At 61.7% G+C, this 23,617-nt stretch carries 23 protein-coding genes; 11 read left to right on the forward strand and 12 right to left on the reverse strand.

What is annotated here, in order from left to right:
• Window positions 1-4: 4 nt before the first annotated feature.
• Window positions 5-1,303, reverse strand: a complete 1,299-nt coding sequence (locus tag FBY10_RS17455) for an FAD-binding oxidoreductase (RefSeq protein WP_145337165.1) — start codon at window positions 1,301-1,303, stop codon at window positions 5-7.
• A 239-nt stretch (window positions 1,304-1,542) separates the two neighbouring features.
• Between FBY10_RS17455 and hpaR (FBY10_RS17460) the strand changes: the two genes are divergently transcribed.
• Entirely contained in the window at window positions 1,543-1,965 is a 423-nt protein-coding gene (gene hpaR / locus FBY10_RS17460; RefSeq protein WP_053139663.1) for a homoprotocatechuate degradation operon regulator HpaR, read from the forward strand.
• A gap of 79 nt (window positions 1,966-2,044) precedes the next feature.
• Here the strand turns inward: hpaR (FBY10_RS17460) and hpaI are convergent, their stop codons facing one another.
• The 8 genes from hpaI to FBY10_RS17500 are packed head-to-tail and all read right to left on the reverse strand — an operon-like array spanning window position 2,045 to window position 9,281.
• Window positions 2,045-2,848, reverse strand: coding sequence for a 4-hydroxy-2-oxoheptanedioate aldolase (hpaI, locus tag FBY10_RS17465; RefSeq protein ID WP_145337166.1), 804 nt, complete (start codon window positions 2,846-2,848; stop codon window positions 2,045-2,047).
• A gap of 13 nt (window positions 2,849-2,861) precedes the next feature.
• Complete coding sequence (gene hpaH / locus FBY10_RS17470) at window positions 2,862-3,665, reverse strand: 2-oxo-hept-4-ene-1,7-dioate hydratase (protein ID WP_053139661.1); 804 nt, start codon at window positions 3,663-3,665, stop codon at window positions 2,862-2,864.
• A 12-nt stretch (window positions 3,666-3,677) separates the two neighbouring features.
• A complete protein-coding gene (locus FBY10_RS17475; protein ID WP_145337167.1) occupies window positions 3,678-4,982 on the reverse strand; it encodes an MFS transporter in 1,305 nt (434 codons plus the stop codon).
• Window positions 4,983-5,033: 51 nt separating this feature from the next.
• Window positions 5,034-5,426, reverse strand: coding sequence for a 5-carboxymethyl-2-hydroxymuconate Delta-isomerase (locus FBY10_RS17480; protein WP_131698845.1), 393 nt, complete (start codon window positions 5,424-5,426; stop codon window positions 5,034-5,036).
• Window positions 5,427-5,471: 45 nt separating this feature from the next.
• Window positions 5,472-6,329, reverse strand: a complete 858-nt coding sequence (gene hpaD, locus FBY10_RS17485; RefSeq protein ID WP_053139655.1) for a 3,4-dihydroxyphenylacetate 2,3-dioxygenase — start codon at window positions 6,327-6,329, stop codon at window positions 5,472-5,474.
• 50 nt (window positions 6,330-6,379) lie between these two features.
• On the reverse strand, window positions 6,380-7,840 hold the full coding sequence (gene hpaE / locus FBY10_RS17490) for a 5-carboxymethyl-2-hydroxymuconate semialdehyde dehydrogenase (RefSeq protein ID WP_145337168.1): 1,461 nt from the start codon (window positions 7,838-7,840) through the stop codon (window positions 6,380-6,382).
• Between the two features lie 5 nt (window positions 7,841-7,845).
• Window positions 7,846-8,616: a fumarylacetoacetate hydrolase family protein gene (locus tag FBY10_RS17495; protein ID WP_092488325.1), complete on the reverse strand. Its 771-nt coding sequence runs from the start codon at window positions 8,614-8,616 to the stop codon at window positions 7,846-7,848.
• Window positions 8,613-9,281: a fumarylacetoacetate hydrolase family protein gene (locus FBY10_RS17500; protein ID WP_053139649.1), complete on the reverse strand. Its 669-nt coding sequence runs from the start codon at window positions 9,279-9,281 to the stop codon at window positions 8,613-8,615. Before FBY10_RS17500 ends, FBY10_RS17495 begins: the two co-directional genes overlap by 4 nt.
• Window positions 9,282-9,460: 179 nt before the next feature.
• Between FBY10_RS17500 and hpaA the strand changes: the two genes are divergently transcribed.
• The 6 genes from hpaA (at window position 9,461) to FBY10_RS17530 (ending at window position 15,842) form a co-directional block, all read left to right on the forward strand.
• On the forward strand, window positions 9,461-10,366 hold the full coding sequence (hpaA, locus tag FBY10_RS17505) for a 4-hydroxyphenylacetate catabolism regulatory protein HpaA (RefSeq protein ID WP_131698843.1): 906 nt from the start codon (window positions 9,461-9,463) through the stop codon (window positions 10,364-10,366).
• Window positions 10,367-10,549: 183 nt separating this feature from the next.
• Window positions 10,550-10,972: a homoprotocatechuate degradation operon regulator HpaR gene (hpaR, locus tag FBY10_RS17510; protein WP_074845908.1), complete on the forward strand. Its 423-nt coding sequence runs from the start codon at window positions 10,550-10,552 to the stop codon at window positions 10,970-10,972.
• 168 nt (window positions 10,973-11,140) lie between these two features.
• Window positions 11,141-12,133, forward strand: a complete 993-nt coding sequence (locus FBY10_RS17515; RefSeq protein ID WP_145337169.1) for a helix-turn-helix domain-containing protein — start codon at window positions 11,141-11,143, stop codon at window positions 12,131-12,133.
• A gap of 68 nt (window positions 12,134-12,201) precedes the next feature.
• Window positions 12,202-13,134, forward strand: a complete 933-nt coding sequence (locus FBY10_RS17520; RefSeq protein ID WP_131698841.1) for a transporter — start codon at window positions 12,202-12,204, stop codon at window positions 13,132-13,134.
• A 10-nt stretch (window positions 13,135-13,144) separates the two neighbouring features.
• Window positions 13,145-14,377: an MFS transporter gene (locus tag FBY10_RS17525; RefSeq protein ID WP_145337170.1), complete on the forward strand. Its 1,233-nt coding sequence runs from the start codon at window positions 13,145-13,147 to the stop codon at window positions 14,375-14,377.
• Between the two features lie 16 nt (window positions 14,378-14,393).
• Window positions 14,394-15,842, forward strand: coding sequence for an amidase (locus FBY10_RS17530; protein ID WP_145337171.1), 1,449 nt, complete (start codon window positions 14,394-14,396; stop codon window positions 15,840-15,842).
• 61 nt (window positions 15,843-15,903) lie between these two features.
• On the opposite strand, the gene FBY10_RS17535 is transcribed toward FBY10_RS17530, so the two are convergent.
• Window positions 15,904-16,767, reverse strand: a complete 864-nt coding sequence (locus FBY10_RS17535; protein WP_145337172.1) for a sensor domain-containing diguanylate cyclase — start codon at window positions 16,765-16,767, stop codon at window positions 15,904-15,906.
• Window positions 16,768-16,987: 220 nt separating this feature from the next.
• Here FBY10_RS17535 and FBY10_RS17540 point away from each other — a divergent pair, with 220 nt between their 5' ends.
• The gene (locus FBY10_RS17540; RefSeq protein WP_131698837.1) at window positions 16,988-17,767 is read left to right on the forward strand and encodes a FadR/GntR family transcriptional regulator; all 780 of its coding nucleotides are present in this window, start codon (window positions 16,988-16,990) and stop codon (window positions 17,765-17,767) included.
• Here FBY10_RS17540 and FBY10_RS17545 read toward each other — a convergent pair.
• The gene (locus FBY10_RS17545) at window positions 17,707-18,540 is read right to left on the reverse strand and encodes an NAD(P)-dependent oxidoreductase (protein WP_145337173.1); all 834 of its coding nucleotides are present in this window, start codon (window positions 18,538-18,540) and stop codon (window positions 17,707-17,709) included. The genes FBY10_RS17540 and FBY10_RS17545 overlap by 61 nt on opposite strands.
• 81 nt (window positions 18,541-18,621) lie before the next feature.
• Complete coding sequence (locus tag FBY10_RS17550) at window positions 18,622-19,347, reverse strand: oligogalacturonate-specific porin KdgM family protein (RefSeq protein WP_131698835.1); 726 nt, start codon at window positions 19,345-19,347, stop codon at window positions 18,622-18,624.
• Between the two features lie 359 nt (window positions 19,348-19,706).
• On the opposite strand from FBY10_RS17550, the gene FBY10_RS17555 reads away from it, so the two are divergent.
• From FBY10_RS17555 to FBY10_RS17565, 3 genes are all read left to right on the forward strand, one after another.
• Entirely contained in the window at window positions 19,707-20,861 is a 1,155-nt protein-coding gene (locus FBY10_RS17555; protein ID WP_131698834.1) for a mandelate racemase family protein, read from the forward strand.
• A 72-nt stretch (window positions 20,862-20,933) separates the two neighbouring features.
• Window positions 20,934-22,544, forward strand: coding sequence for an ABC transporter substrate-binding protein (locus tag FBY10_RS17560; protein WP_145337174.1), 1,611 nt, complete (start codon window positions 20,934-20,936; stop codon window positions 22,542-22,544).
• A 20-nt stretch (window positions 22,545-22,564) separates the two neighbouring features.
• Window positions 22,565-23,602, forward strand: a complete 1,038-nt coding sequence (locus tag FBY10_RS17565; protein ID WP_065923970.1) for an ABC transporter permease — start codon at window positions 22,565-22,567, stop codon at window positions 23,600-23,602.
• The last annotated feature ends 15 nt before the right edge of the window (window positions 23,603-23,617 follow it).

Raw genomic sequence — 23,617 nt, forward strand, 5'->3', positions numbered from 1 at the left:
GGGCTCAACGGCGACCGTTGAAGTAGCCCGAAAGTTGATGAAGGCTTTTGCCGGCCGTGAGCAGCAGCGGGCGGATATGGTCCTTGCCCAGGATCTGCGCATGCTTGACCGCGCTGATCAGGTCGTAGCGCGACGAGCCTTCGCTCATGCCCTCGGCCAGGACCTTGCAGATGATGTGGCTGGGCGTGACCCCGAAGCCGGCGTAGCCCTGCACATAAAAGGCATTCGGGCGCCCGCTGAGCGTGCCGATCTGCGGGAACAGGTTGGCCCCGGTCGCCATCGGCCCGCCCCACGCCAGGTCGATCTTCACGTCCTTGAGGTAGGGGAAAATCTTCAGCATCAGGTTGCGGTTCCAGGCTTTGAGGTCCAGCGGGATGTGCTCGACGAAAGGCGTGGCGGCACCGAACAGCAAGCGGTTTTCGTTGGTGACCCGGTAGTAGTCGATCACCGGGCGAATATCGCTGTAGGCGCCGCGTATCGGGCTGATGCGGTTGATCATCTCGTCCGACAACGGCTCGGTCATCAACTGGAAGGCATAGGTATTGACGGTGGTCTTGTGCAGTTCCGGTTCCAGCTTGTTGAGAAAACTGTCGCAGGCCCACAGCAACTTGGAGGCTTTGACCGAGCCTCGGCCGGTGCGCACGGTGATGCGTTCGCCATAACTGACTTCCAGCGCCGGGCTGTGCTCAAAGATGCGCACACCGTGGCCGGCCAGGGCCTTGGCTTCGCCCAGCAGCAGGTTCAGCGAGTGCACGTGCCCGCCGCCCATGTGCAGCAGCGCGCTGGTATAGGCGTCTGAACCAATGATCTGCTTGACCTCGGACCCCGCCATAAAGCGGATTTCGTCCTGGGTGTTGATCGACTTGAAGTCCTTCTCCCAGGCGCGCAGGGTTTTTTCCTGGCGGGCGTTGAAGCCCATGTAGCCGTAGCCGTGGCAGAAGTCGGCGTCGATCGCGTACTTGGCGATGCGATCCTTGATGATGCCGGCGCCCAGCTCGCTGATTTCAAAGATCTGGCGCAGGCCTTCGTCGCCGACTTGTTGCTTGATCTTCTCCAGGTCATGGCCGATCCCTGCCATGATCTGCCCGCCATTGCGGCCCGTACCGCCGAAGCCCAGGTAGCGCGCTTCGAGCACCACAATATTGGTGATGCCTTTTTCGGCGAGTTCCAGTGCGGTGTTGATGCCGGAGAAACCGCCGCCAATCACCACCACATCGGCTTCCACGTCCTGTTCGAGGGAGGGGAAGCTGAGGTTGTATTTCTTGGTTGCCGAGTAGTAGGTCGGCGTTTCGATATTGATCATGGCGCAGCCTGGAAAAGTGAAGGGAAACTCACTGCAGAGCCGACAAGAAGCTCTGTACCTGTTGGGGTGTATTAAGTGCCTTCCGAGCGGTAGGTGTCTTGATTCTGTGTGCCGCCGCTCTTGACCGTGGCTGCCAATAATCAACCCTGAATCCGGTCGCGCGGTAAAGCCGCACACGGGGAACAATTGCCAATGCTAGAATGTTGTTAATCTGTTAACTAATTGCGACGCCACCCCCCATGTCCAAACCGCGCCAATCCCTGACCCTCACTTTGCTCCATGCGCGTGAAGCCGCCATGGGGTTTTTTCGTCCTTCGCTCAATCAACACGGGTTGACCGAGCAGCAATGGCGGGTCATTCGGATCTTGAACCAGCACGATGAGCTTGAGATCAACCGGTTGGCCGAGCTGGCGTGCATCCTCAAGCCGAGCATGACCGGGGTGCTGGTGCGTATGGAAGCGGCGGGCATGGTGGAGCGGCGCAAGGCGCAACAGGATCAACGCCGCGTGCTGGTGCGGCTGGCCGAGAAGGGCCAAGCCTGTTTCGACTCGATGAGCCAGAGCATGGAAGCCAATTACCAGCGCTTGCAGGCGGGGTTTGGCGAGGAGAAGTTGCAGACGTTGCTGACCTTGCTCAACGAGCTGAAAACCCTCAAGCGCTGAGCCGAGGCCGGCATGTCGGTCAGATAAGCCTGTGGCGAGCGGGCCTCCCTCGCCACAGGTCACTTTTCGTTCGCACTCCCTAATAGATAGCGCCGGCCGCGCTGGCAGGCGCCGGTGAATCCTTGAAGGCCGCCGCCAGGCTTTGCAGCCCGCGCATCAGCACGGTGGTGTCCACGCCCACCGCCACGAACGCCGCGCCCAGGTCGATGTAGCGTCGGGCCAGTGCCTGGTCGGCGCTGAGAATGCCGGCGGCTTTGCCGGCGCTGCGGATGCGCGCGATGGCGTCTTCGATTGCCGCCTGCACCTCAGGGTGGCCGGGGTTGCCGCGATGGCCCATCGAGGCGCTCAGGTCTGCCGGCCCGATAAACACACCGTCGACGCCTTCCACCGCCGCAATCGCATCCAGGTTGGCCAGGCCTTTGCGGTTTTCGATCTGCACCAGTAGGCACATCTGCTCGTCGGCTTTGTCGAGGTAGCCGGCAATGCTGTTCCAGCGTGAAGCCCTGGCCAGAGCACTGCCGACACCACGTACGCCGTGGGGTGGATAGTGGATGGCTCTCACCAGTTCCCGCGCCTGTTCTGCGCTCTCCACCATGGGCACCAGCAACGTCTGTACGCCAATGTCGAGCACTTGCTTGATCAACGCGGTGTCGCCGATCACCGGGCGAATCACCGGATGGCTGGGGTAGGGCGCCACGGCCTGGAGCTGGCCGAGCATGCCGCGCAGGTCGTTGGGCGCATGTTCGCCGTCGATCAGCAGCCAATCGAATCCGGCGTTGGCGGCCAGTTCCGCGCAATAGGCATCGGCCAGGCCCAGCCATAGGCCGATCTGGGCTTCACCGCTGTGCAGGCGATGTTTGAAGGTGTTGATAGGCATGTCCATGGGCACTCTCCCGTTAAACGAATCGGCAGGCAATCGACCCGAGCATGTCGTAGTCGACATGGAAGGTATCGCCAGGGTTGGCCGCCACCGGGCGGGTGAAGGAGCCACCCAGGATGATTTGCCCGGGCTGCAGGGTGACGTCATAGGCGGCCAGTTTATTTGCGAGCCAGGCCACGCCCTTGGCCGGGTGATTGAGCACGGCGGCGGAGACGCCGGACTCTTCGATCACGCCATTGCGGTAGAGCACCGCCGGCACCTTGCGCAAGTCGATCTCGGTGGGGCGCACGGCCCGCCCGCCCATGACCACGCCGGCGTTGGCGGCGTTGTCGGAGATGGTGTCGAACACCTTGCGGGTCGCCTTGGTGTGCGGGTCGACCTGCTGGATGCGTGCATCGATGATCTCCAGCGCCGGGATTACCCATTCGGTGGCGTCGAGCACATCGAACACCGTCACGTTCGGCCCCTTGAGCGGTTTGCCCAGGATAAATGCCAGCTCCACCTCGACGCGCGGCACGATAAAGCGCTCGAAGGGGATGTCGGTGCCTTCATCGAAGAACATATCATCGAGCAACGCGCCGTAATCCGGCTCGGTGATGTTGGACGAGACCTGCATGGCCCGGGAGGTCAGGCCGATCTTGTGGCCGACCAGCTTGCGCCCGTCCTTGATTTTTTGCGCGACCCAGGCGCGCTGGATGGCATAGGCGTCGTCGAGGGTGATCGCCGGGTGATCGAGGGAAAACTGGCGCACCTGCTCGCGTGAACGTTCGGCCTGGTCGAGGCGCGCGGCGGCTTGCAAAATGAGTGATTGATCAAGCATGGCAAGAGTCTCTTATTGAGGGTTGACGATGGCCGCTCGGGTGCGCAGCACCAGCAAGCCACCGAGAGCAATGAGCAGCGCCAGGACGTACAGGGCCAGGCTGGCGCTCTGGGTGGTGTCGCGCATCCAGCCGATCAGGTAGGGCGCGAAGAATGACGCGATGCTGCCGAACGAACTGATCAGGGCGATCCCGGCGGCTTGGGTGCTGTTGGACAGGAACGCCGGGGGCAATTGCCAGAACATCGGCAACGCCGCGCTGGCGCCCATGCCGGCGAGAATCAAGCCGCCCAGCACCACGGCCGGGTTGGCGGGGGCGAGCCCGGCGATGGCAATACCGGCGGCCGACATCAGCAAGGGCACGCACAGGTGCCAGCGGCGTTCACGCTGGCGGTCGGACGAGCGCCCACAGCCAATCATGAAGAAACACCCGGCCAGGTACGGCACCGCACTGAGCAGGCCGACCTTGCCGTCGCTGCCGATGCCGGCGCCATGGATCAGCGTCGGCATCCAGAACGCCAGGGTGTTGACCGCCAGCATCACCGCGAAGTACACCGCCACCAGCAGCCACACCTGCGGGTTGCTGAGAATCGCCGAAAACGAGGTGATCGATTTGCGGTGTTCTTCCCGGTGCAGTTGCTCGCGCAGTTGTTGCTTCTGTTCCGGCGCCAGCCACTTGACCGTCTCGAAGCTGTCCGGCAAGCACTTGAACACCACCAGCCCGAGAAGAATCACGGGGGCGCCTTCGATGACGAACATCCATTGCCAGCCGCGCAGGCCGCCCAGGTCGTGAAAGTGTTCAAGGATGCCGCCGGAAAGCGGACCACCGATTACCCCGGCCATCGGCACCGCGATGGCAAACAGGGCGGTAACCTGAGCGCGACGGCCGGCCGGGTACCAGCGGTTTAGAAACACCAGGATGCCCGGGAAGAAACCGGCCTCGGCCACGCCCAGCAAAAAGCGCAGCACATAGAAACCCATGGCGCTGTCGATCAGGAACATGCAGGTCGACAGCACCCCCCACACCACCATCAGCGTGGCAATCCAACGCCTGGGGCCCACTCGGTCCAGGGCCATGTTGCTGGGCACGCCGAACAGCGCGTAGGCCACGAAGAACAGGCCGGCGCCGAAGCCATAGACGGTGTCGCTGAAGTTCAAGTCCGCGCTCATCTGCATCTTGGCGAAGCCGATGTTGATGCGATCGAGATGGGCGAAGAGGTAGCAGATCAGCAACAACGGCATCAGCCGCCAGGTGATGGTGCTGTGAGTACGGTCGCGTGCGACCTGGCCGAGGTTGTCGGCGGTATGGGCTGTGCTCATGGTTTTATACTTTTTATCTGAGAGGCCGAGGGTGTGAACGGGCAGGGCGCCTTAACCGACCTGCGCCTTGAGGAACGCATGCACGTTGTTCTGCTTGAAGTTGAGCTGCTCGTGCAGTTCGATCATTTCAAACGACAAGGCCAGCAGGCGCTGGGCCTGAAGATCGGCGAAGTGCTGGGTGATGACCTCGAACAGGCGCTCGGCGACGTGCTGCCGGGTGGCCAGGTCGCGGCCATGGCCGACCTTCAGCGTCATGTGCACGAAGGCGTAGTCATGCTTGCCGTCGGCCATGCGCCAGGTGTCCAGTCGCACGCCACGGCTGCGGATGCCGCCCAGGGGAAACACGCCGCTGTCGCCCAGGCTGGCGTGGACTTTTTCGAACAGGCCCGGCAGGTCTGCCTGCTGTTCGATGTTGTCGGTGTATTCAGCGATGAAGTGGGGCATGAACGGCTCCTTCAGGCCGCGCGGGGATGCCGCGCGGCCATGCGGTCAAACAGGGAAAATGGCGTTGATCTGCCCGGTGCCCGAGCTACCGAAAGGCGCGGTGATGATCTCGGCCGGCTTGTCGTAGTCCGGCCCGCCGAGCAAACCCAGGAGCATGGCGGTGTCGTGCATCTTGCCTTCGCCAAAGCAATGCTCGGCGTAGTCCGGGAGCATGGCGCAGAACTCTTTCCAGCGGCCCTGGCGCCACAGTTCCACCACATGCAGGTCGACCTGTTTGTCGAACTCGCGCGTCCAGTTATGGATATTGGCTTCGGCATTGCGGTCGTCGGAGAAACGGTGCGACAGCGACCCCGAGGCCAGCACCACGACTTTGCGGTCGCTCTTCTCGATGGCCCGGCGCACGGCGGCGCCGAAGGTGAAGCTGTCTTGCAGGCGATGCCAGGCACACCAGGCGGCAATCGAAACGACGTTGAATGTCTGCTCGTCCGGTACGCCCATGTGCATGTAGCGCATCGGTACCAGGGTGCCGTATTCCAGTTCCAGGCTCGGGATGTTGTGGGCCAGGGTGCGCACGTCGGCGGCGTTGGCCTCGGCGGCGATCAGCTCGCCCAGCTCCGGGCAGCCGGGGTATTCGTACGCCATGTTCTTGATGAAGTGCGGCAGTTCGTTACTGGTGTAGATGCCTTTGAAGTGCTCGCCGCTGTTGACGTGATAGGCGCTGTTGACCAGCCAGTGCACGTCGAACACCACGGCGGTATCGGCGCCCAGCTCGCGGGCGCGCCGACCGATTTCCTTGTGCCCGGCAATCGCCGCTTCGCGGCAGCCGTGGTGCTTGCCAGGCAGCTCCGACAAATACATCGAGGGTACGTGACAGATTTTCGCCGCCAGGACGACTTCGCCCATGATGATTCTCCTGAAATTGTTGTTGTTTTCTTAGGGGCTTCGGGTGTTGCTCAGAGGCCCCAGCGTGGAATGTGATGGCTGCCCATCGAGATACACACGTTCTTGATCTCAGCGAACACCTCAAAGCTGTACTGGCCGCCTTCACGGCCGGTGCCGGAGCCCTTCACACCGCCGAACGGCTGGCGCAGGTCGCGCACGTTCTGGCTATTGATGAATACCATGCCCGCTTCGATGCCATAGGCCAGACGATGCGCTTTGCCGATGTCCTGGGTCCAGATGTAAGACGCCAGGCCGTACTCGGTGGCGTTGGCCAGCTGCAGCGCTTCGGCTTCGTCCTTGAACGGAATCAGGCACACCACCGGGCCGAAGATTTCTTCCTGGGCGATACGCATATTGTTGTTCACGTCAGCGAACACCGTGGGCTGGATGAACTGGCCTTTGCTCAGGTGCGCCGCCAGGTTGGCCGGGCGCTCCAGGCCACCGGCGAGGAGGGTGGCGCCTTCTTCGAGACCGATCTTGATGTAGCCGGTGACCTTGTCGTAATGGGCCTGGGTGATCATCGAGCCGACCTGGGTTTTCGGGTCTTGCGGGTCACCGACGATCAGGCGTTTGGCGCGCGCGGCGAACTCGGCGACGAACTGCGGGTACACACTTTCCTGGATAAAGATCCGGCTGCCGGCGGTGCAGCGTTCGCCGTTGAGCGAGAAGATGGTGAACAGCGCGGCGTCGAGGGCACGTTCCAGATCGGCATCTTCGAAGATCAGCACCGGCGACTTGCCGCCCAGTTCCATGGAGTACTTTTTCAGCCCGGCGGTCTGCATGATCTTCTTGCCGGTGGCGGTGCCGCCGGTGAATGAAATCGCGCGTACATCGGGGTGGCGCACCAGGGCGTCACCGGCGGTCGCGCCGTAACCCTGGATGACGTTGAGCACGCCTTTTGGAATGCCGGCCTCCACCGCCAGGCGCCCCAGTTCATTGGCGGTCAGCGGCGACAGCTCGGACATTTTCAGCACGGCGGTATTGCCCAGGGCCAGGCATGGCGCGGTCTTCCAGGTGGCCGTCATGAACGGCACGTTCCATGGCGAGACCAGCGCGCAGACACCCACCGGCTGGTACAGGGTGTAGTTGAGCATCTGGTTATCGACCGGGTAGCTGTGGCCGTCCATGCGCGTGCAGACTTCGGCGAAAAAGTCGAAGTTGTGCGAGGCGCGGGGAATCAATACGTTTTTGGTCTGGTGGATCGGCAGGCCGGTGTCGAGGGTTTCCAGTTCGGCCAGGTGCGGCACGTTCTGTTCGATCAGTTCACCTAGCTTGCGCATCAAGCGCGCACGTTCCTTGGCCGGGGTGCCGGCCCATTTCGGGAAGGCTTCCTTGGCAGCGGCCACGGCTTGCGCGACTTCCTCGGCACCGCCGCTGGCCACTTCGCCGATGGCTTCGCCGGTGGCCGGGTTGTAGTTGACGAACACGTCTTTGCTTTCGACCTCACGGCCGTTGATCCAATGTTTGATCATGCTGCTCAAGCCTCTTTACGGGCGCTGAAGAACGCCGCTTCGCTGACAATTCGGTTCACCAGGCGGCCTACGCCTTCGACTTCCACAATCACTTCATCGCCAGGCACGACGTCCGCCAGGCCTTCGGGCGTGCCGGTGGCGATCATGTCGCCGGGTTGCAAGGTCATGAAGCTGGACAGGTATTCGATCAGGTAGGGAATGTCGAAAATCATGTCCTGGGTGCTGCCTTCCTGGCGCAGCTCGCCGTTGATCCAGGTGCGCAGTTTCAGGTTGCCTGGGTCCGGCACATCGGCTACATCGACGATCCACGGGCCGACAGGCGTGGTGGCGTCGCGGTTTTTCACGCGCAGGTTGGGCCGGTAGTAATTTTCCAGGTAGTCGCGAATGGCGTAGTCGTTGCACACCGTGTAGCCCGCCAGGTAATCCAGGGCGTCTTCGCGCTTGACGTTGCGCGCCGGCTTGCCGATGACGGCCACCAGTTCGCACTCGTAGTGCATGTAGGCGACGTTATCCGGGCGCCAGGTCACCTGGTTGTGGCCGGTGTACGTGCCCACGGACTTGATGAAGGCCAGCGGTTCGGTCGGCGGCTTGAAAGCCAGTTCAGCGGCGTGGTCGGCATAGTTCAGGCCCAGGGCGAACATGCTGCCGGTCGCCGGTGGCAGCCATTGCACCTGGTCTTCGGCCAGCAGGCGGCCGTCAGCCAGGCGTACGGCGTTTTCAGCTTCGACCTGTACCGAATGGACTTCACCTTCAAAGCGAATACGGGCGTGTTTCATGAGAGCTCCTCCGCCTTGATGTGATTGACCAGGCGGCCCAGGCCACTGATCTCGACCTCCACGGTGTCGCCAGGCTGCACATCCACCCGGCCTTCGGGAGTGCCGGTTATCAGCACATCGCCCGCGTGCAGGGTCATGAATTCGCTGATCTCGGCGATCAGCAATGGAATGTTGCGCACGAAGTTGGCCGTGGTGTTTTGCTGGCGAATCTCGCCGTTGACGTACAGGGTGATCGCGAGATTGTGCGGGTTCGAGACCTGCGCCGTGGGTATCAGCTCGGGCCCGATGGCGCAGAAACCATCGCGGCATTTGGCTTTGACGGCGGGGCGGTAGTAGCTGTCTTCCGGCAGGCTGAACTCATTGACGAGGGTGTAGCCAGCCACGTAATCGAGGGCTTCGGCCGGGCTGACGCGGCTGGCGCTCTTGCCCATCACCACCCCCAATGCCGGCCCAGGCTGCAAGCGTTCGCCCTGGCCTGGATGCACCACCTCGGCGCCGTGCTGGTTGCGGGTGTTGGGCGTCTTGATGAACAGCACCGGTTTGACCGGCGGTTTCTGATACGGCGGCTGTTCGAACTCGGCGAGGCGCTGCTTGAGCAGCCCCTGGTAGTTCAGCGCGACACCAAAAAGGGTGCCAGTCGCGACGTCATGCAAGGCGCGGCTCATGCTTTCTCCTGGCAGAGCCGTGGGGGCCCTGTATTTAGTTAATGTGTTAACAGTTATAATTAATATGTTAACTATCGTCAAGGGTGGCAGACTGTTTGTGCGGTGGTTGTGCCGCCCAAATCGGTGCAGGATGAGCGCTGCTGCACTGCAGCAATCACAATAAAAACGAGTAGCGTGCGATGAGCGACCGTCAACCCATCCCGAACATCAACATTGGCCAGGTGTACGACCAGCGCTACAGCGACGCTGAAGTCCACTACGACAAACTGGCGAACCTGGCGGATTTCTTCGGGCGCAACATGCCCGTTCACCGGCATGACCGGTTTTTCCAGGTTCACTACGTAAAAAGCGGCACCGTGCGCGTGTACCTGGACGACCAGCAATACGTCGAATCCGGGCCGATGTTCTTCCTCACGCCACCCACGGTCCCGCACTCGTTTGTGACCGAGGCCGACAGTGACGGGCACGTGCTGACGGTGCGTCAGCAGCTGGTGTGGCAACTGATCGAAGCCGACGCCAGCCTGGCACCGGCCGGTGCGCAATTGCCGGCCGCGTGTGTCGCCCTGGCGCAGTTGGAGCCGCAATACGCGGGGGATATCCGCCGCTTGGATTATTTGTTCGAGGAACTGAGCGAGGAAGTGAAAGCCCAGCGTTCCGGGCGCAGCGCGGCCCTGGACAGCCTGACGCGGTTGATCATGATCAGCCTGTTGCGGCTGTGCTCCCACTCGTTGAAAGCCACGCCCGCCAGGCACGAAGACTTGAAAATCTTCCACCGCTTCAATGAGCTGATCGAAGTGCACTATCAGCAACACTGGCCGTTGTCGCGGTATGCCCAGGGCATTGGGGTGACAGAAGCACGGCTCAACGATGTATGCCGACGTATTGCCGACTTGCCGTCCAAGCGCCTGATCCTGGAGCGCCTGATGCAGGAAGCCAAGCGCCTGCTGCTGTTTACCGGGAGCTCGGCCAACGAGATCTGCTATCAGTTGGGGTTCAAGGATCCGGCCTATTTCAGTCGTTTTTTCCAGCGTTACGCACAGCTCACGCCGGGGGAGTACCGCCAGCGCCAATCGGGTTTGCGTTGAGCCAGGCATAGGGGCTTCGCGCCTTGGTCTTGTTGATCTTGTAGGGATCATCATGCGCATCGGCGCGCCGCGACAGAATGGCTTTTACGCGGAACCGATTGTACTTTTCACAGCGCCAACGCCGCTTGCAGCCGCTGGCCGGCGACACTAAGCTGCCGACTCGCCCATTCAAGTGGTGCCGTCATGGCCAACCCCAGACCTTCGCTGACACTGACCCTGCTGCAAGCCCGTGAAGCCGCAATGGCTTTCTTCCGCCCGGCCCTGAACAAGCATGAACTGACTGAGCAACAGTGGCGGGTCATTCGCATCCTGCGCCAGCAGGGCGAACTCGAAAGCCATCAGCTCGCCCAGCAGGCCTGCATCCTCAAGCCGAGCATGACCGGTGTGCTGACCCGCCTGGAGCGCGACGGCCTGGTGCGTCGGCAGAAGTCCAGCCAGGACCAACGCCGGGTATTTGTGGGCCTCACCGAGCGCGGCCAGCAATGCTTCGTCTCCATGAGCGAGGGCATGGAAAGCAACTACCAGAAAATCGAAGAGCAGTTTGGCGCCGAGAAAATGGAGCAGTTGCTGGGCTTGCTCAATGAGTTGAAAAACATCAAGCCTTGAACAGGCAAAAATTTCATTAATAGGTGAACGTCTTTGTCCGTGGATGGCATCGCGGTCGCGAATCCTTACTATCCATTTTCGGCACACCTGCACGAGTTGCCCTGGGTTCGGAATGGAACTTGCGTGCGATATGACCTGTAAGCCTTGCAACTGAAAAAGGTTGGGTCAATGAACAATAATAATGTGCTGACGCCTGTGGCCTCGGTGGTGCTTGCACCGACGCTACCCCTCCAGCGTTTTCTGACCAGTGACATCGACGAACACGCGCGCAATATGGACGGCTGGCAGGTTCGCTACGATCAGTTATCCCCCGGCCCCTTTACCGGTGAGTTGGTGGCGTTCCGTTCGGACTGGATGCAACTGGTGCGCGACCGCTCTAATCAGGCCATGGTCAAACGTGGCGTGGCCTGGAAAGGTGCAATTACCTTCAGTATTCCCTTGAGTGCCAACGGCCCGGTGTATTGCTCGGGGCACCCGATCCACGAGCCCAGCCTGTTGGTGGCCCACGGTGAAAATCTTCCCGACCTGCACACCCCACAGCACTTGGATCTGCTCGGCGTGGCCATCGAAGAGCACGCACTCGAACATGTGCTGGAGCGTCAACGCAGTCAGTTTCGAATTACCGATCTTCCCAAGTGTTACCGCTTGGGCCATTCATCTGTGCAACGTGACCTCGCGGCGTTGTTCGATGAACTGGCGGGCTGCGATCAGGGCCGTGATGCCGTGCTGGGGCACGATTCGATCCGGCGCGGCATACGCGATGCGGTGATGCTGCATGTGCTGGAGTTGATCGCGCCGGACCAGGCGCCACCCCTCAACCCCACGGCGCGCAAAAGGATGGTCGACCGCGCCCGCGAGTACGCGTTGAGTCACCTCGACGAACCGCTGTCGATCCTCGATCTGTGCAATCACATCGGCGCCAGCCGGCGCAAACTCCAATACTGTTTTCAGGAAACCCTGGGCATCAACCCGGTGGCTTATCTGCGTGCACTGCGCCTCAATGCAGTGCGCCGCGAACTGCGAACGAGCACCCAGGCCCATGGCGTACAGGAAGTGGCTGCGCGTTGGGGTTTCTGGCATTTGAGCCGGTTCTCCAGCGATTACCGCACCCTGTTTGGCGAAAGCCCTTCACAGACCCTGCGCCGCACGCAACTCTGCTGAAAACGGATAACCGGCTCACGTCGCGCGTTACTAGGATGGCCCACACCACTTGATGGGAGGGGCATTCGATGATTCATAACAATAACGCAAGCGCCGCACGCATGACGCTGTTCACCCTGGGTCTGCTGGGTTGCTGCGCCAGTGTCCAGGCCACCGAGAACGGTGCGCCGACGACGGCCGTCGGTGTCTATGACTTTGGCGCAGGGATGATGCCGCCGGCCACGCCTTTCGGAACTGTAGGGCTGCGCACGGCATTCTATTCGGCCAACGTGCAGAAGGATCGCCAAGGGCGCGCTGTCGACAACCACTTCTCACTGGATGTGTTGTCCATCGGCGTTGCCTATATGCGCATGACCGATTACACCGTATTGGGCGCCACCTATGGTTTCGGCGCCGTGGTGCCGTTTTTCAAGATGGACGCTTCCGTCAAGGTGCAGACGCCGGTGGGGCCGCTGAGCCTGGAGGCCGATCCGTTTCGAATGGCCGACGTGCAACTGTTGCCGGTGATCCTGCAGTGGAACCTGTCGCCGAATCTGTTTATCAACACGCAGTTGCAGATCCAGACGCCCACCGGTGACTACGACAAGAATCGTTTGATTTCTCCAGGGCTCAATCACTGGACGTTCTCGCCGATCGTCAACGCCACCTACATCACCGACAGTGGCTTCGAGGTTTCTTCCAGCTTTGAAGTCGACGTCAATACCCGTAACCCCGCGACCGATTACAAGAACGGTGTCGAGTACCGTCACGAGTTTGCCGTGGGCCAGCACGTGGGGCCTTGGACTCTGGGCCTGGGTGGCTATTACTACCGCCAGTTCAGCGATGACGACGCGCCCGGGCTGCAATCGGGCAACCGCGCGCGGGTGCTGGCTGTCGGTCCTGCAGTGAGTTACTTCAAGCCCGGCCTGCCGCCCGTGTGGCTGCATGCCTATAAGGAAACCGATGCCCGCAACCGTGCCGAGGGTTACACCGTGGCGCTGCGCATTTCTCAAAGTTTCTAAGGGGCTGGCCATGAACTCATCACATTCCGATTCCCCATCACCACGGCAAGCCACCGGGCGCCGTGAAGGGCTGGTGCTGATGCTGGGCAGCAGCCTGACCATCATGGGCGCGGCCATGGTGGCGCCGATCCTGCCCAAGCTGGGCGCCGAGTTCGGTGCGCTGGAACCGCGTGCCGACTTGTTGGTGCCGTTGGCGGTCACCGGGCCGGCACTGGCGATTGCGCTGTGCGCGCCGCTGGCCGGCTGGTTGGCCGACCGGGTCGGGCGCAAGGCGTTGCTGGTGATCGCCACCCTGTTGTATGCCGTGCTCGGGGCTATCCCGGCGCTGCTGGATAACTTGCCCGCCATCGTCGGCGTGCGCCTATTGTTCGGTGCGGCGGAGGCTGCGGTGATGACCTGTTGCGCCACGCTGATTGCCGACTATTGGCACGGCGAGGAGCGGTTGCGCTACATCAACCGGCAGGTGGTCACCATCGGTTTGGTCGGCTCGCTGTTCTATGTTGTGGGCGGCGCGTTGGGCGAACACTCCTGGCGCCTGCCATTCCTGCTGTACCTGCTGCCACTGTTGTTGGTGCCGATGATGATCAAGGTGCTGTGGGAGCCCGCCGCCGCTCGCCAGCCCGCCGAGGTGGCTGAACAGGGCAGGGTGGCCGTGCTGCCCCTGGTGCTCGGTTATCTGCTGATCCTCAGTGGGATGGTGCTGAGTTTTATCGTGCCGATCCAGGCGCCGGTTTTACTCGTCAGCCTCGGCATTACTTCAAGCACGATGATCGGGCTGTCGGCGGGGGGCAGTCTGCTGGCGACCCTAGGTGGTTCGTTAGCCTGGCCGCTGCTACGCCGGCGTATCGGTATCCCCGGCTGCAATGCGCTGTTGCTGAGCCTGTTGGGCCTGGGATTGTGGCTGCTGATGCGCGCACCGAGCTACACCATGGTGTTGGTGGCAGTGCTGATCCATGGCCTGGGCGCCGGGCTGCTGGTGCCCAACGCGATGGCGCCGGTGATGAATGCCCTGAGCGCGAAAACCCGTGGGCGCGGCTTGGGTGGGTTCACGGCGTTTCTGTATTTCGGTCAATTTGTCAGCCCGCTGGTGGTGGCCTTGCTCAGCGTTTACTCGGGTGACGTACGTCGTTCAATCCTGTGGCTGGCCTGTGCCAGTTTTGCCTCGGCCCTGGCCTGGGCACTGGCAGGCCTGCAAGCACGGCGCAAAGCGCTGACCCAGGCATTCGGATCAAGTCATTCATAATCAATAGGAGACGAACATGGACATCCACAACCTGCTGGACAGCGAGGACGCCACCGGTTTGGCCGAATGGGTCAGGCGCGGTGAGGTGCAGCCCGCCGAGCTGCTGGAAGCGGTGATTGAGCGTATCGAACGGGTCGAACCGCAGCTGAACGCGGTGGCCGAGCGGCTTTACGATTCGGCGCGGCAGTCGGCACGCGCATCGCGCCCCGGCCACGGTGTGTTTGCCGGGGTACCGACCTTGATCAAGGACCTGTTTTCACCGGTTAACGGCGCGGCGATGACCAATGGCTCGCAGGCGTTGGGAGGCGCTCGCGCTGACTTTGAAGCTGAACATGTAAGCCGTATCCGTCGTGCCGGGTGTGTGATTCTCGGCACCAGCACCTCACCCGAGTTCGGCACATCGTACTCCACCGAGTCCAACCGCTTTGGCGCCACACGCAACCCCTGGAATATCGGCCACAGTGCCGGCGGTTCCAGCGGCGGCGCGGCAGCCTTGGTGGCGGCGCGCGTCGTACCGTTTGCCCATGGCAACGATGGCGGCGGTTCCTTGCGCGTGCCGGCGTCCTGCTGTGGGGTGTTCGGCTTCAAACCCAGCCGTGGGCTGTTGCCGTCCGGGCCGATGATCGGCGAGGGCTGGGCCGGCATGGGCACCCCCCATGCGATTACCTTGTCGGTGCGTGACAGCGCCGCGCTGTTGGATGCCACGGCCGGGATCGACCTGGGCGCACCTTATGCTGCGCCGCTGCAGGCACAGCCCTATGTCACCGCGCTGCAGCGTGATCCCCGGCCGCTGCGCATCGCCCTGGTTGAGCACCTCGGGCCTTGGCCAACTTCCAGCGAAAGTGTGGAAGCCGTGCGCCAGGCCGCCAGGTTGTGTGAATCCCTGGGCCACCGCGTTGAACCGGTCAGCTTGCCGGTGGTGTTGCCGACGTTTCTTGATCAGGTCTTCACCATCATTGGTGCAAGTACTCGCCACTATGTTGATGTGTTGGGCCAGATGCGCGGTTTCGCTGTGCAGCCTGAAGAGCTGGAAGCTCGCACCCGCATCATTTTGCGCAGCAAGGGCGATGTCAGTGGTGCGCAGTACGCGGGGGCCGTGGAGTGGATTCATGCCTTGGGTCGGCAGTTGGCGGTGTTCATGCAGGATTACGACCTGATCCTCACGCCGACCCTGGCACGCGAGCCGGTGCCAATCGGTGAGCTGGACCTGCAAGACGACCGTCTGAGCCTGGAAGATCTGATTGAACAGTTCCACAGCTACTCGCCGTTCACGGCACTGTTCAATGCCAGCGGGCAACCGGCGATGTCAGTGCCGTTGTACTGGAGCGCTGCCGGCTTGCCGATGGGCGCTCATTTCGCCGCGCGCTTTGGCGAAGAAAGTACCTTGTTTGCCCTCGCGGGGCAGTTGGAGCGGGCCCAGCCCTGGCGCGGTCGGGTACCGCCGGTCAATGCCTGTCGACTATAAGCGTCCGAGGGGTTCTGCATTGGGCGGGTGACCGACCTGCCCGATGCGAAACCCCGCCTTGTCACTCAGCCGCAAATCGGCGCCTTTTTACCCGGTACATATCTCCGTCCGCATGGCTGAGCAGGCTATCGGCGTCCTCTCCGTCCTGGGGATAAACCGCCACGCCGATACTGCAGGACGGCATCACTACCCCGCCAAACTCTGGGCCCAGCGGCTCGGCCATGACCGCGAGTATCTGCACCACCTTGGCAGAAATAGCCTCCCGCGACGGGATGTCCGTCAGCAGCACCGTGAACTCATCACCGCCCATCCTCGCCACCAGGTCGCTCTCGCGCACGCAGCGTTCCAACCGTCGGGCAATCACACACAGCACGCGATCGCCCATGGCATGGCCATGCACATCGTTGATGCCCTTGAAATCATTGACGTCCAGAAACAGTAACGCCAAGTTGCGGTTGTGGGACTGTGCTAGGTGCAGGGCGCGGTCCAGCCGATCATTGAACAGTGACCGGTTGGTCAGGGCGGTCAGCGGATCATGATGGGCAAGGAAGCGCAGTTCTTCTTCGGCCTGGGTGAGCGCGGTCACGTCCCGTGCGACCCCGATGCGCGCGCGCACTTCTTGGGACCAGAAGGCCGCCCACAGGATGTGCACGACACTGCCATCCTTGCGTATGTAGCGGTTGCGGAAGTCGACATGGGATTGGCCATTCATGACCCGCACAATCGAGGCCCGGGTGCGCGCCAGGTCTTCAGGGTGCATGTAGTGGGTGATCAGGGTGCCGATCAGTTCGTCGGCACGGTAGCCGAGCAGGGCCTCACAGCCATCGCTGACGAAGACAATCTGGCTGTCACCGTCGACGACAAAGACCGTATCCAGCATCAGGTGGATCAGTTTCGGGTAGAGAGCTTGCAGATCAACAGACATGGGGCGTTGGGCATCCGGTTCATATCGGCCGATCATAGCCCGATCATGCACCGAGGCGTTGAGCAATCCTGCACATTTTTAGTCCGCTCAGTAACCGTCGAGAGCGGCCTGGCAGAGTCTTTCGTGTAGGCGAAGGCGCTGCGAACGGACAGGAAAGGTTGTCGTACAACCGAATGCGCTATTATGCGCGTTCCTCCGCTAACCGAGATACCCGTTCTTGATGGACAACCCGAACGTCCAGCCCACCGTTCGCCGCCGGCACCGCAGCCTGGCTGAAGAACTGGTCACCGAGCTTTCCCGGCGCATCTGTTCCGGTGAGCTGCCGCGTGCCACCAAGCTGCCCACCGAATCCGAAGTGATGGCCGAACATGGCGTGAGCCGCACGGTGGTGCGCGAGGCCATTTCGCGCCTGCAAGCCGCAGGCCTGGTGGAAACCCGGCACGGCGTCGGCACCTTTGTGAAGGATATCCCCAGCCCCAGCGGGTTTCGCATCGACCCGGACAGCATCGTGACCTTGCAGGATGTGCTGGCCGTGCTGGAGTTGCGCATCAGCCTGGAGGTGGAGGCCGCCGGCCTGGCGTGCGTAGGGCGCACCGACGAGCAGTTGCGGGTGATGCGCGACTCGCTGGATGCGCTGAACTCGCGGGCGGTGAGTGCCGACTATGCGGTGTCGGCAGACTTTCAGTTTCATCAGCAGATCGCGTTAGCCACGGGCAATCGCTACTTCACTGACATCATGTTGCACCTGGGGGTCAACATCCTGCCGCGCACACGCCTGCACTCAAAACGCTTGGCCAACGACAACAAGGAGCCCTTCCTGGAGCGCTTGAGTCGTGAGCATGAGGACATCTACAAAGCCATCCTGCGCCGTGACGCCGATGCGGCTCGGGCGGCGATGCGCCTGCACCTGTCCAACAGTCGCGAGCGCATGCGTCGGGCCTATGAAGCCGCCGCCGCCGAGTTGTCGAACGGCCCGGCCGCGGTGAATGCGCCGCCCTGAAGCCGGCTGCCTGGTTCATCAGCCGGCGCTGGCGGTTGTTGCTCGACCTTGGCGCGAAACGCTTCCGAACTGTCCTTGGGTGCAAAGCCCAGGTGTTCCGTGTGCCGAGTGCTCCACCAGCGGTCCCGATTGTCCGACACGCCATACACCACACTGTGCCCGACTTCCTTGGCCAGCAGGGCGCGCGCCACCAGATGGTCCAGGTCGGTGTAGCTCAGCCACGTCGAAAGCATCCGCCGGTTGCGCGGCTCGGGGAACGACGAGCCGATGCGCAAACTCACGGTTTCAATCCCGTAGCGGTGAAAGTAGAACGCCGCCAGGTCTTCGCCGTAGGCCTTGGAGAGGGCGTAGTAGCCATCCGGACGGCGCGGTGAGTGCACGTCCAGTTCAACGTCTTGGGGATAGAAACCGGTGACGTGGTTGGAACTGGCAAACACAATCCGCTTGACCCCCTGTTGTCGCGCCGCCTCATAAATGTGGAATGTGCCGCGAATATTGGCGTCGAGAATCTCCTCGAACGGCCGCTCCACGGAAATCCCGCCCAGGTGAACGATGGCGTCGACGCCGTTGACCAACGCCGCAACGGCGGCCTTGTCGGCCAGGTTGCAGGTGATCACTTCGTCGTGCTCACCACGGCTGGGCGCCATGGGGCTGATGTCCGAGGCGCGGACGATGCCGGCGTGGGCCTGCAAGGTGTTCCGCAGGATTTGCCCCAGGCCGCCGGCGGCGCCGGTGAGCAAGATGCGCGTGAAGGGTTTGGGTTGTGTGGTCATGGTCAGGTCTTCCATTGAACGCTGAATGCAGGTGGCTTGCCTGTCGAGCGATGCGCACTCGCCAGGCAAGTCGTGGAGGCTTTACATGAAGTTGTACTGGATGCCCAGGCGCCACCGCGCCTGGCGGTCTTCGGACGTGGCGTTGACCTTCACATCACCAATCTCCATGAACGGGGCCCATTCCTTGTTGAGCTTGTATTTAACGCTCAGGTTCTGTTCGTAATCGCTCTTCTTGTTGTCGTAGCGGATGTAGTCAGTCTTGAAGTAGATGAACTGATATTCGTACGCCCACTTACTGGCCGGCGTGTAGCCGAGCCAGCCCTCGAAACGATGGGTGGTCTGGTCATCCTTGATGTGGTCGGGCAAGTCCTCGTCGACCTGATCGCGGTCCAGCTTCTTGGCATCCAGGCGATAGCGCGTGGCGGCGTAGAAGGCGTCGTTGATCTTGTAGTTGTACTTGAGGCCGAACTTGTAGGTGGTCGAGTCTTTCGAGCTGTCCATCTGGAACGCCGGGGTCAACGTCGATTGCGCGCTGAGTTTGTAGTTGTAGCTCACGGTGAACTCGTGCCCGTTGTTGACCATGTTGTCGTAGGCGACGTCTTCACGGTCTCCGGCGGTGCGGTATTTCATTTCCGCTTCAAATCCCAGGCCACTGTCCAGGCGGTAGTTGAGCTTGATTCGGTCAGCGTGGGCGCTGTCCTCCTCGGTGAACTGGTGGCGGTAGTTGATGCTGGCAGAGTCAGCGCTGACATACAGCGGCAGGCCGAGGGTCAGGGCAGTAACGAGCGTGCGTAGGGTGGTGTTCATACGGTCTTCTTTTTTGTTTTTGTTAGGGTCGTTTGACGGTTGCTACGGCAGTGCGTTGTTGCGTATGGATCTCATCTAAGGTGCCGATATACGTTATCGTACGACAAGACGACTCGTCTATGGGTTATCGGTGGTTTTGAAACACTTTGAAATATATGTGCCAAGTGAATAGGGCTTTAAAGCAATCCTAGTTATTCCTTGGTTGTCTTTAAAAATAAGGGTTTTGTCGGGATTTACTGAAAATGTATGCAGGCGAGAGGCGGGTTATTGGGTCTTTTCAAGCGTTGTACGATGACCTATGATCGGTCGCAACAGACGACACTCCCGTCACAAATCCAATAAGAAGGCTTACGACGTCCATGAGAATCACAGCAGTCAACGTCCAGGTATTTTCCTACCCGACCCGCCGCGCAGTGGACAGCGCCGGCCATGCGCACCCGGGTGATGTCACCCAGGCGCAGATGGCTTTGCTGCGCATCCAGACCGAAGACGGTCACGAGGGTTATGCCTTCGGCGCCCCTGAACTGATCCGCCCGTATGTGCTTGATGGTTTCGTGCGCAAAGTGCTGGTGGGGCAGAACGCCTTCGATCGCGAAAAAATCTGGCATGACCTCGCGCATTGGCAGCGTGGCAGTGCCAGCCAGTTGACCGACCGCGCCTTGGCGCTGGTGGAGCAGGCCCTGTGGGATTGGGCTGGGCGCAAACTGGGTGTGCCGGTGCACAAGTTGATTGGTGGTTTCCGCGACAAAGTGCCGGCCTACGGTTCCACCATGTGTGGCGACGAACTGCCCGGTGGCCTGGCGACCCCGGAAGACTACGGGCGTTTTGCCGAGACCCTGGTGCAGCGCGGCTACAAGGCCATCAAGCTGCACACCTGGATGCCGCCGGTGTCCTTCGCCCCGAGCCCGCGCATCGACGTGCAGGCTTGTGCTGCGGTACGCGAAGCAGTCGGCCCGGACATCGCCCTGATGCTCGATGGTTATCACTGGTACAGCCGCACCGAAGCGCTGTACATCGGGCGTGAGCTGGAGAAGCTCGACTTCGCCTGGTTCGAAGAACCGATGATGGAAGAGTCCGCCGAGTCCTATGCCTGGCTGGCGGGGCAGTTGGACATTCCGGTGCTGGGCCCGGAAACCCTGTCCGGCAAACACCTGAGCCGCGCCAGTTGGGTCAAGCACGATGTGTGCGATATCTTGCGCGCCGGTGTGGCGGGTGTCGGCGGTATTGCGCCGTGCCTGAAGGTTGCGCACCTGGCTGAATCCTTCGGCATGGATTGCGAGATTCATGGCAACGGTGCCGCCAACCTGGCTGTCGTCGGCGCGATCAAGAACTGCACCTGGTATGAGCGTGGCCTGTTGCACCCGTACCTGGATTACGACGAAGTACCGGCCTACCTCAAGCGTCTGGTAGACCCGATGGACAGCGACGGTTTTGTGCACCTGTCCGACTTGCCGGGCCTGGGTGAAGATATCGATTTCAACTTCATCGAGACCAATACGCTTAAAAGCTTCTGACGTGTACACGGTCAGTCCGGCATAAGTCGGGCTGATCAAGAGCCCTATAAATATAAAAAAGGCACTCTTGTTATGAACATTTTCCCCTCGCTGTGGGCGCGGGTATTCGTCGCCGCCCTGGCCGTTACCGCCGTACCTGCAAGCTTTGCCAAGACACCGGCCGATCAGCTGATCGTCGGCATGAGCATGATCAACCTGCTGTCCCTCGACCCGGCGGCGGCCACCGGCCTGGACGTGTCGGAGATCAACGCCAACCTCTATGACATGTTGCTGGTGCAGGACGTCGCCCAGCCGGATCGCCTGGTACCGGCGCTGGCCGAGCGCTGGCAGGTCAGTGATGACCGCAAGACCCTGACGTTCAACCTGCGCACCGGCGTGAAATTCCAGTCCGGCAATGACCTGAGTGCCGAAGACGTTGCCTGGTCGTTGCAGCGCGTGCTCAAGCTCAACCTGGCGCTGGCTTCCACCTGGAAGGCCTACGGCTTTACCGCCGAGAACGTCGAGCGCTACATGCGTGCCACGGATGCCGCGACCTTCGTGATCGAACTGCCTCGGCCGACCGACCCGCTGTTGGTGCTCAATACGTTGGCGACGTCGCCGAGTGCGTTCATCCTCGATCGCAAAAAAGTTCTCGAACACCAGAAAAACAACGACATGGGCGCCGCCTGGCTGGTGACTCACGCCGCCGGCAGCGGTGCGTTTGTGCTCAATGACTGGCGCGCCAACGACGTGATCCTGATGACCCGTTTCGATGGGTACTGGGGCGGCCCGGCCAAGCTCAAACGTATCGTCATGCGCAACATGACCGAGTCGCAGTCGTTGCGCCTGATGATCGAACGCGGCGACCTGGACATCGCCAAAGGCATGTCCGCGCCGGACATCGAAGCCCTGCAGAAAAGCGACAAGGTCCGCACCCAGACCTTGCAGCGCGGCACGCTGTACTACGTAGCCCTGAGTGTGAAGCAACCGATGTTTGCCGATGCGCGCGTGCGCAAGGCCGTGCGCGCGCTGATCGATTACCAGGGCATCAACCAGACCGTCATGCCCCATTACGGCGTGATCAACCAACGGCCGCTGCCGCTGGGCCTGGCCGCGCGCCTGCCGGATCCGGGTTACACGCTCAACGTCAAGCAGGCCAAGGCCTGGCTGGCCGAGGCCGGTTACCCGAACGGTTTCAAGACCACCATCCGCGTGCTCGCCGAACCGCCGTTTATCAACATTGCCTCCAACCTGCAGTCGACCCTGGCCCAAGCCGGTATCGATGCCAGCATCATCACCGGCACGGGCAACCAGATCTACGGCGCGATGCGTGAGCGCAGCTTCGACATCATCGTCGGCCGCGGCGGTGGCGGCGCGGAACGGCATCCGCACTCCAGCCTGCGTACGCTGGTGTACAACCCGGATAACCGCGATGAAGCCAAGCTCACCAACTTCCAGGGCTGGCGCACGTCCTTCTACAGCCCTGAGCTGAACCAGCTGATTGAGCGCGCGGAAGTCGAGCCTGACACAGGCAAGCAACTGGCCCAATACCGCGACATCCAGGAGCAGGTCGATCAGCAGGTCGGGGCCATTTTGCCGGTCTCGCAAATGACCGACACCGTGGTGGTGTACGACGACGTGGCCGACTTCCAGGGCCATACCGCCGCGACCACGCGCTACAAAGACGTCTACAAGAAGCGCTGACCGATTATCAGGAGCTCACTATGTTTGTTATGACTGCCTCTGTCATGGGCGCTCGCGCGTCCAACACAGCCCGGCGTGCCGGTACGGTGCTGGTGACCTTGCTCGGCCTGCTGGCCCTGACGTTCATCATCGGCCGGGTCATGCCGCTCGACCCCGTGCTGGCGGTAGTCGGGCCGGATGCCGACAGTTCCACCTACGATCAGGTGTACCGGTCGATGGGCCTGGACAAGCCGATCTGGACCCAATTCGGTCTTTACCTCAACGACCTGCTCCACGGTGACTTCGGCAATGCGCTGTTGACCGGCCACCCGGTGCTCGACGACATCCTGCGGGTATTCCCCGCGACGATCGAACTGGCCACCCTGGCGATCCTGTTCGGCGTGCTGATCGGTTTGCCGCTGGGCGTCTGTGCGGCCAGCAACCAGGGTCGCCTCGGCGATCACGTGGCGCGGGTGATCACCTTGTTCGGCTACTCCACGCCGATTTTCTGGCTGGGCATGATGGGGCTGCTGGTGTTCTACGCCTGGCTCGGCTGGGCCGGTGGAGCGGGGCGCATCGACCTGGCCTATGACGGCATGGTGCCCGAGGTCACCGGCCTGCTGCTGATCGACTCGACCCTGGCACGTGACTGGGAGGCCTTCGCCAGCGCCCTGCGCCACATCGTGTTGCCGGCGCTGATTCTGGGCCTGAATTCGGTGGCGTATATCAGCCGCATGACCCGCAGCTTCATGCTCGAGCAGCTGTCCCAGGAGTACATCATCACCGCGCGGGTCAAGGGCCTTTCCCGTCGCCAGGTGGTGTGGGGGCATGCGTTTCGCAACATCCTCGTGCAATTGCTGACGGTGGTTGCACTGGCCTACGGCTCGTTGCTGGAGGGCGCGGTGCTGATCGAAACCGTGTTTGCCTGGCCGGGGTTCGGCCAGTACCTGACCAGCAGCCTGATGCTCGGCGACATGAACGCGGTGATGGGCTGCGTGCTGGTGATCGGCTTGATTTTCGTCGCGCTCAACCTGATCAGCGACGCCTTGTACAAGGTATTCGACCCCCGTACCCGTTAACACACTGCGCAGTAC

The sequence above is a fragment of the Pseudomonas sp. SJZ103 genome, assembly GCF_007828335.1.
Lineage (GTDB): Bacteria > Pseudomonadota > Gammaproteobacteria > Pseudomonadales > Pseudomonadaceae > Aquipseudomonas.

Coding starts and splice junctions, on each gene's coding strand:
- hpaE (WP_145337168.1), bottom strand. CDS start 7,840: ATGATCAAACATTGGATCAACGGCCGTGAGGTCGAAAGCAAAGACGTG.
- FBY10_RS17495 (WP_092488325.1), bottom strand. CDS start 8,616: ATGAAACACGCCCGTATTCGCTTTGAAGGTGAAGTCCATTCGGTACAG.
- FBY10_RS17480 (WP_131698845.1), bottom strand. CDS start 5,426: ATGCCCCACTTCATCGCTGAATACACCGACAACATCGAACAGCAGGCA.
- hpaI (WP_145337166.1), bottom strand. CDS start 2,848: ATGGACATGCCTATCAACACCTTCAAACATCGCCTGCACAGCGGTGAA.
- hpaA (WP_131698843.1), top strand. CDS start 9,461: ATGAGCGACCGTCAACCCATCCCGAACATCAACATTGGCCAGGTGTAC.
- FBY10_RS17535 (WP_145337172.1), bottom strand. CDS start 16,767: ATGTCTGTTGATCTGCAAGCTCTCTACCCGAAACTGATCCACCTGATG.
- FBY10_RS17515 (WP_145337169.1), top strand. CDS start 11,141: ATGAACAATAATAATGTGCTGACGCCTGTGGCCTCGGTGGTGCTTGCA.
- FBY10_RS17555 (WP_131698834.1), top strand. CDS start 19,707: ATGAGAATCACAGCAGTCAACGTCCAGGTATTTTCCTACCCGACCCGC.
- FBY10_RS17475 (WP_145337167.1), bottom strand. CDS start 4,982: ATGAGCACAGCCCATACCGCCGACAACCTCGGCCAGGTCGCACGCGAC.
- FBY10_RS17550 (WP_131698835.1), bottom strand. CDS start 19,347: ATGAACACCACCCTACGCACGCTCGTTACTGCCCTGACCCTCGGCCTG.
- FBY10_RS17545 (WP_145337173.1), bottom strand. CDS start 18,540: ATGACCACACAACCCAAACCCTTCACGCGCATCTTGCTCACCGGCGCC.
- FBY10_RS17520 (WP_131698841.1), top strand. CDS start 12,202: ATGATTCATAACAATAACGCAAGCGCCGCACGCATGACGCTGTTCACC.
- FBY10_RS17560 (WP_145337174.1), top strand. CDS start 20,934: ATGAACATTTTCCCCTCGCTGTGGGCGCGGGTATTCGTCGCCGCCCTG.
- FBY10_RS17500 (WP_053139649.1), bottom strand. CDS start 9,281: ATGAGCCGCGCCTTGCATGACGTCGCGACTGGCACCCTTTTTGGTGTC.
- FBY10_RS17540 (WP_131698837.1), top strand. CDS start 16,988: ATGGACAACCCGAACGTCCAGCCCACCGTTCGCCGCCGGCACCGCAGC.
- FBY10_RS17525 (WP_145337170.1), top strand. CDS start 13,145: ATGAACTCATCACATTCCGATTCCCCATCACCACGGCAAGCCACCGGG.
- hpaH (WP_053139661.1), bottom strand. CDS start 3,665: ATGCTTGATCAATCACTCATTTTGCAAGCCGCCGCGCGCCTCGACCAG.
- FBY10_RS17455 (WP_145337165.1), bottom strand. CDS start 1,303: ATGATCAATATCGAAACGCCGACCTACTACTCGGCAACCAAGAAATAC.
- hpaD (WP_053139655.1), bottom strand. CDS start 6,329: ATGGGCGAAGTCGTCCTGGCGGCGAAAATCTGTCACGTACCCTCGATG.
- FBY10_RS17530 (WP_145337171.1), top strand. CDS start 14,394: ATGGACATCCACAACCTGCTGGACAGCGAGGACGCCACCGGTTTGGCC.
- FBY10_RS17565 (WP_065923970.1), top strand. CDS start 22,565: ATGTTTGTTATGACTGCCTCTGTCATGGGCGCTCGCGCGTCCAACACA.
- hpaR (WP_074845908.1), top strand. CDS start 10,550: ATGGCCAACCCCAGACCTTCGCTGACACTGACCCTGCTGCAAGCCCGT.
- hpaR (WP_053139663.1), top strand. CDS start 1,543: ATGTCCAAACCGCGCCAATCCCTGACCCTCACTTTGCTCCATGCGCGT.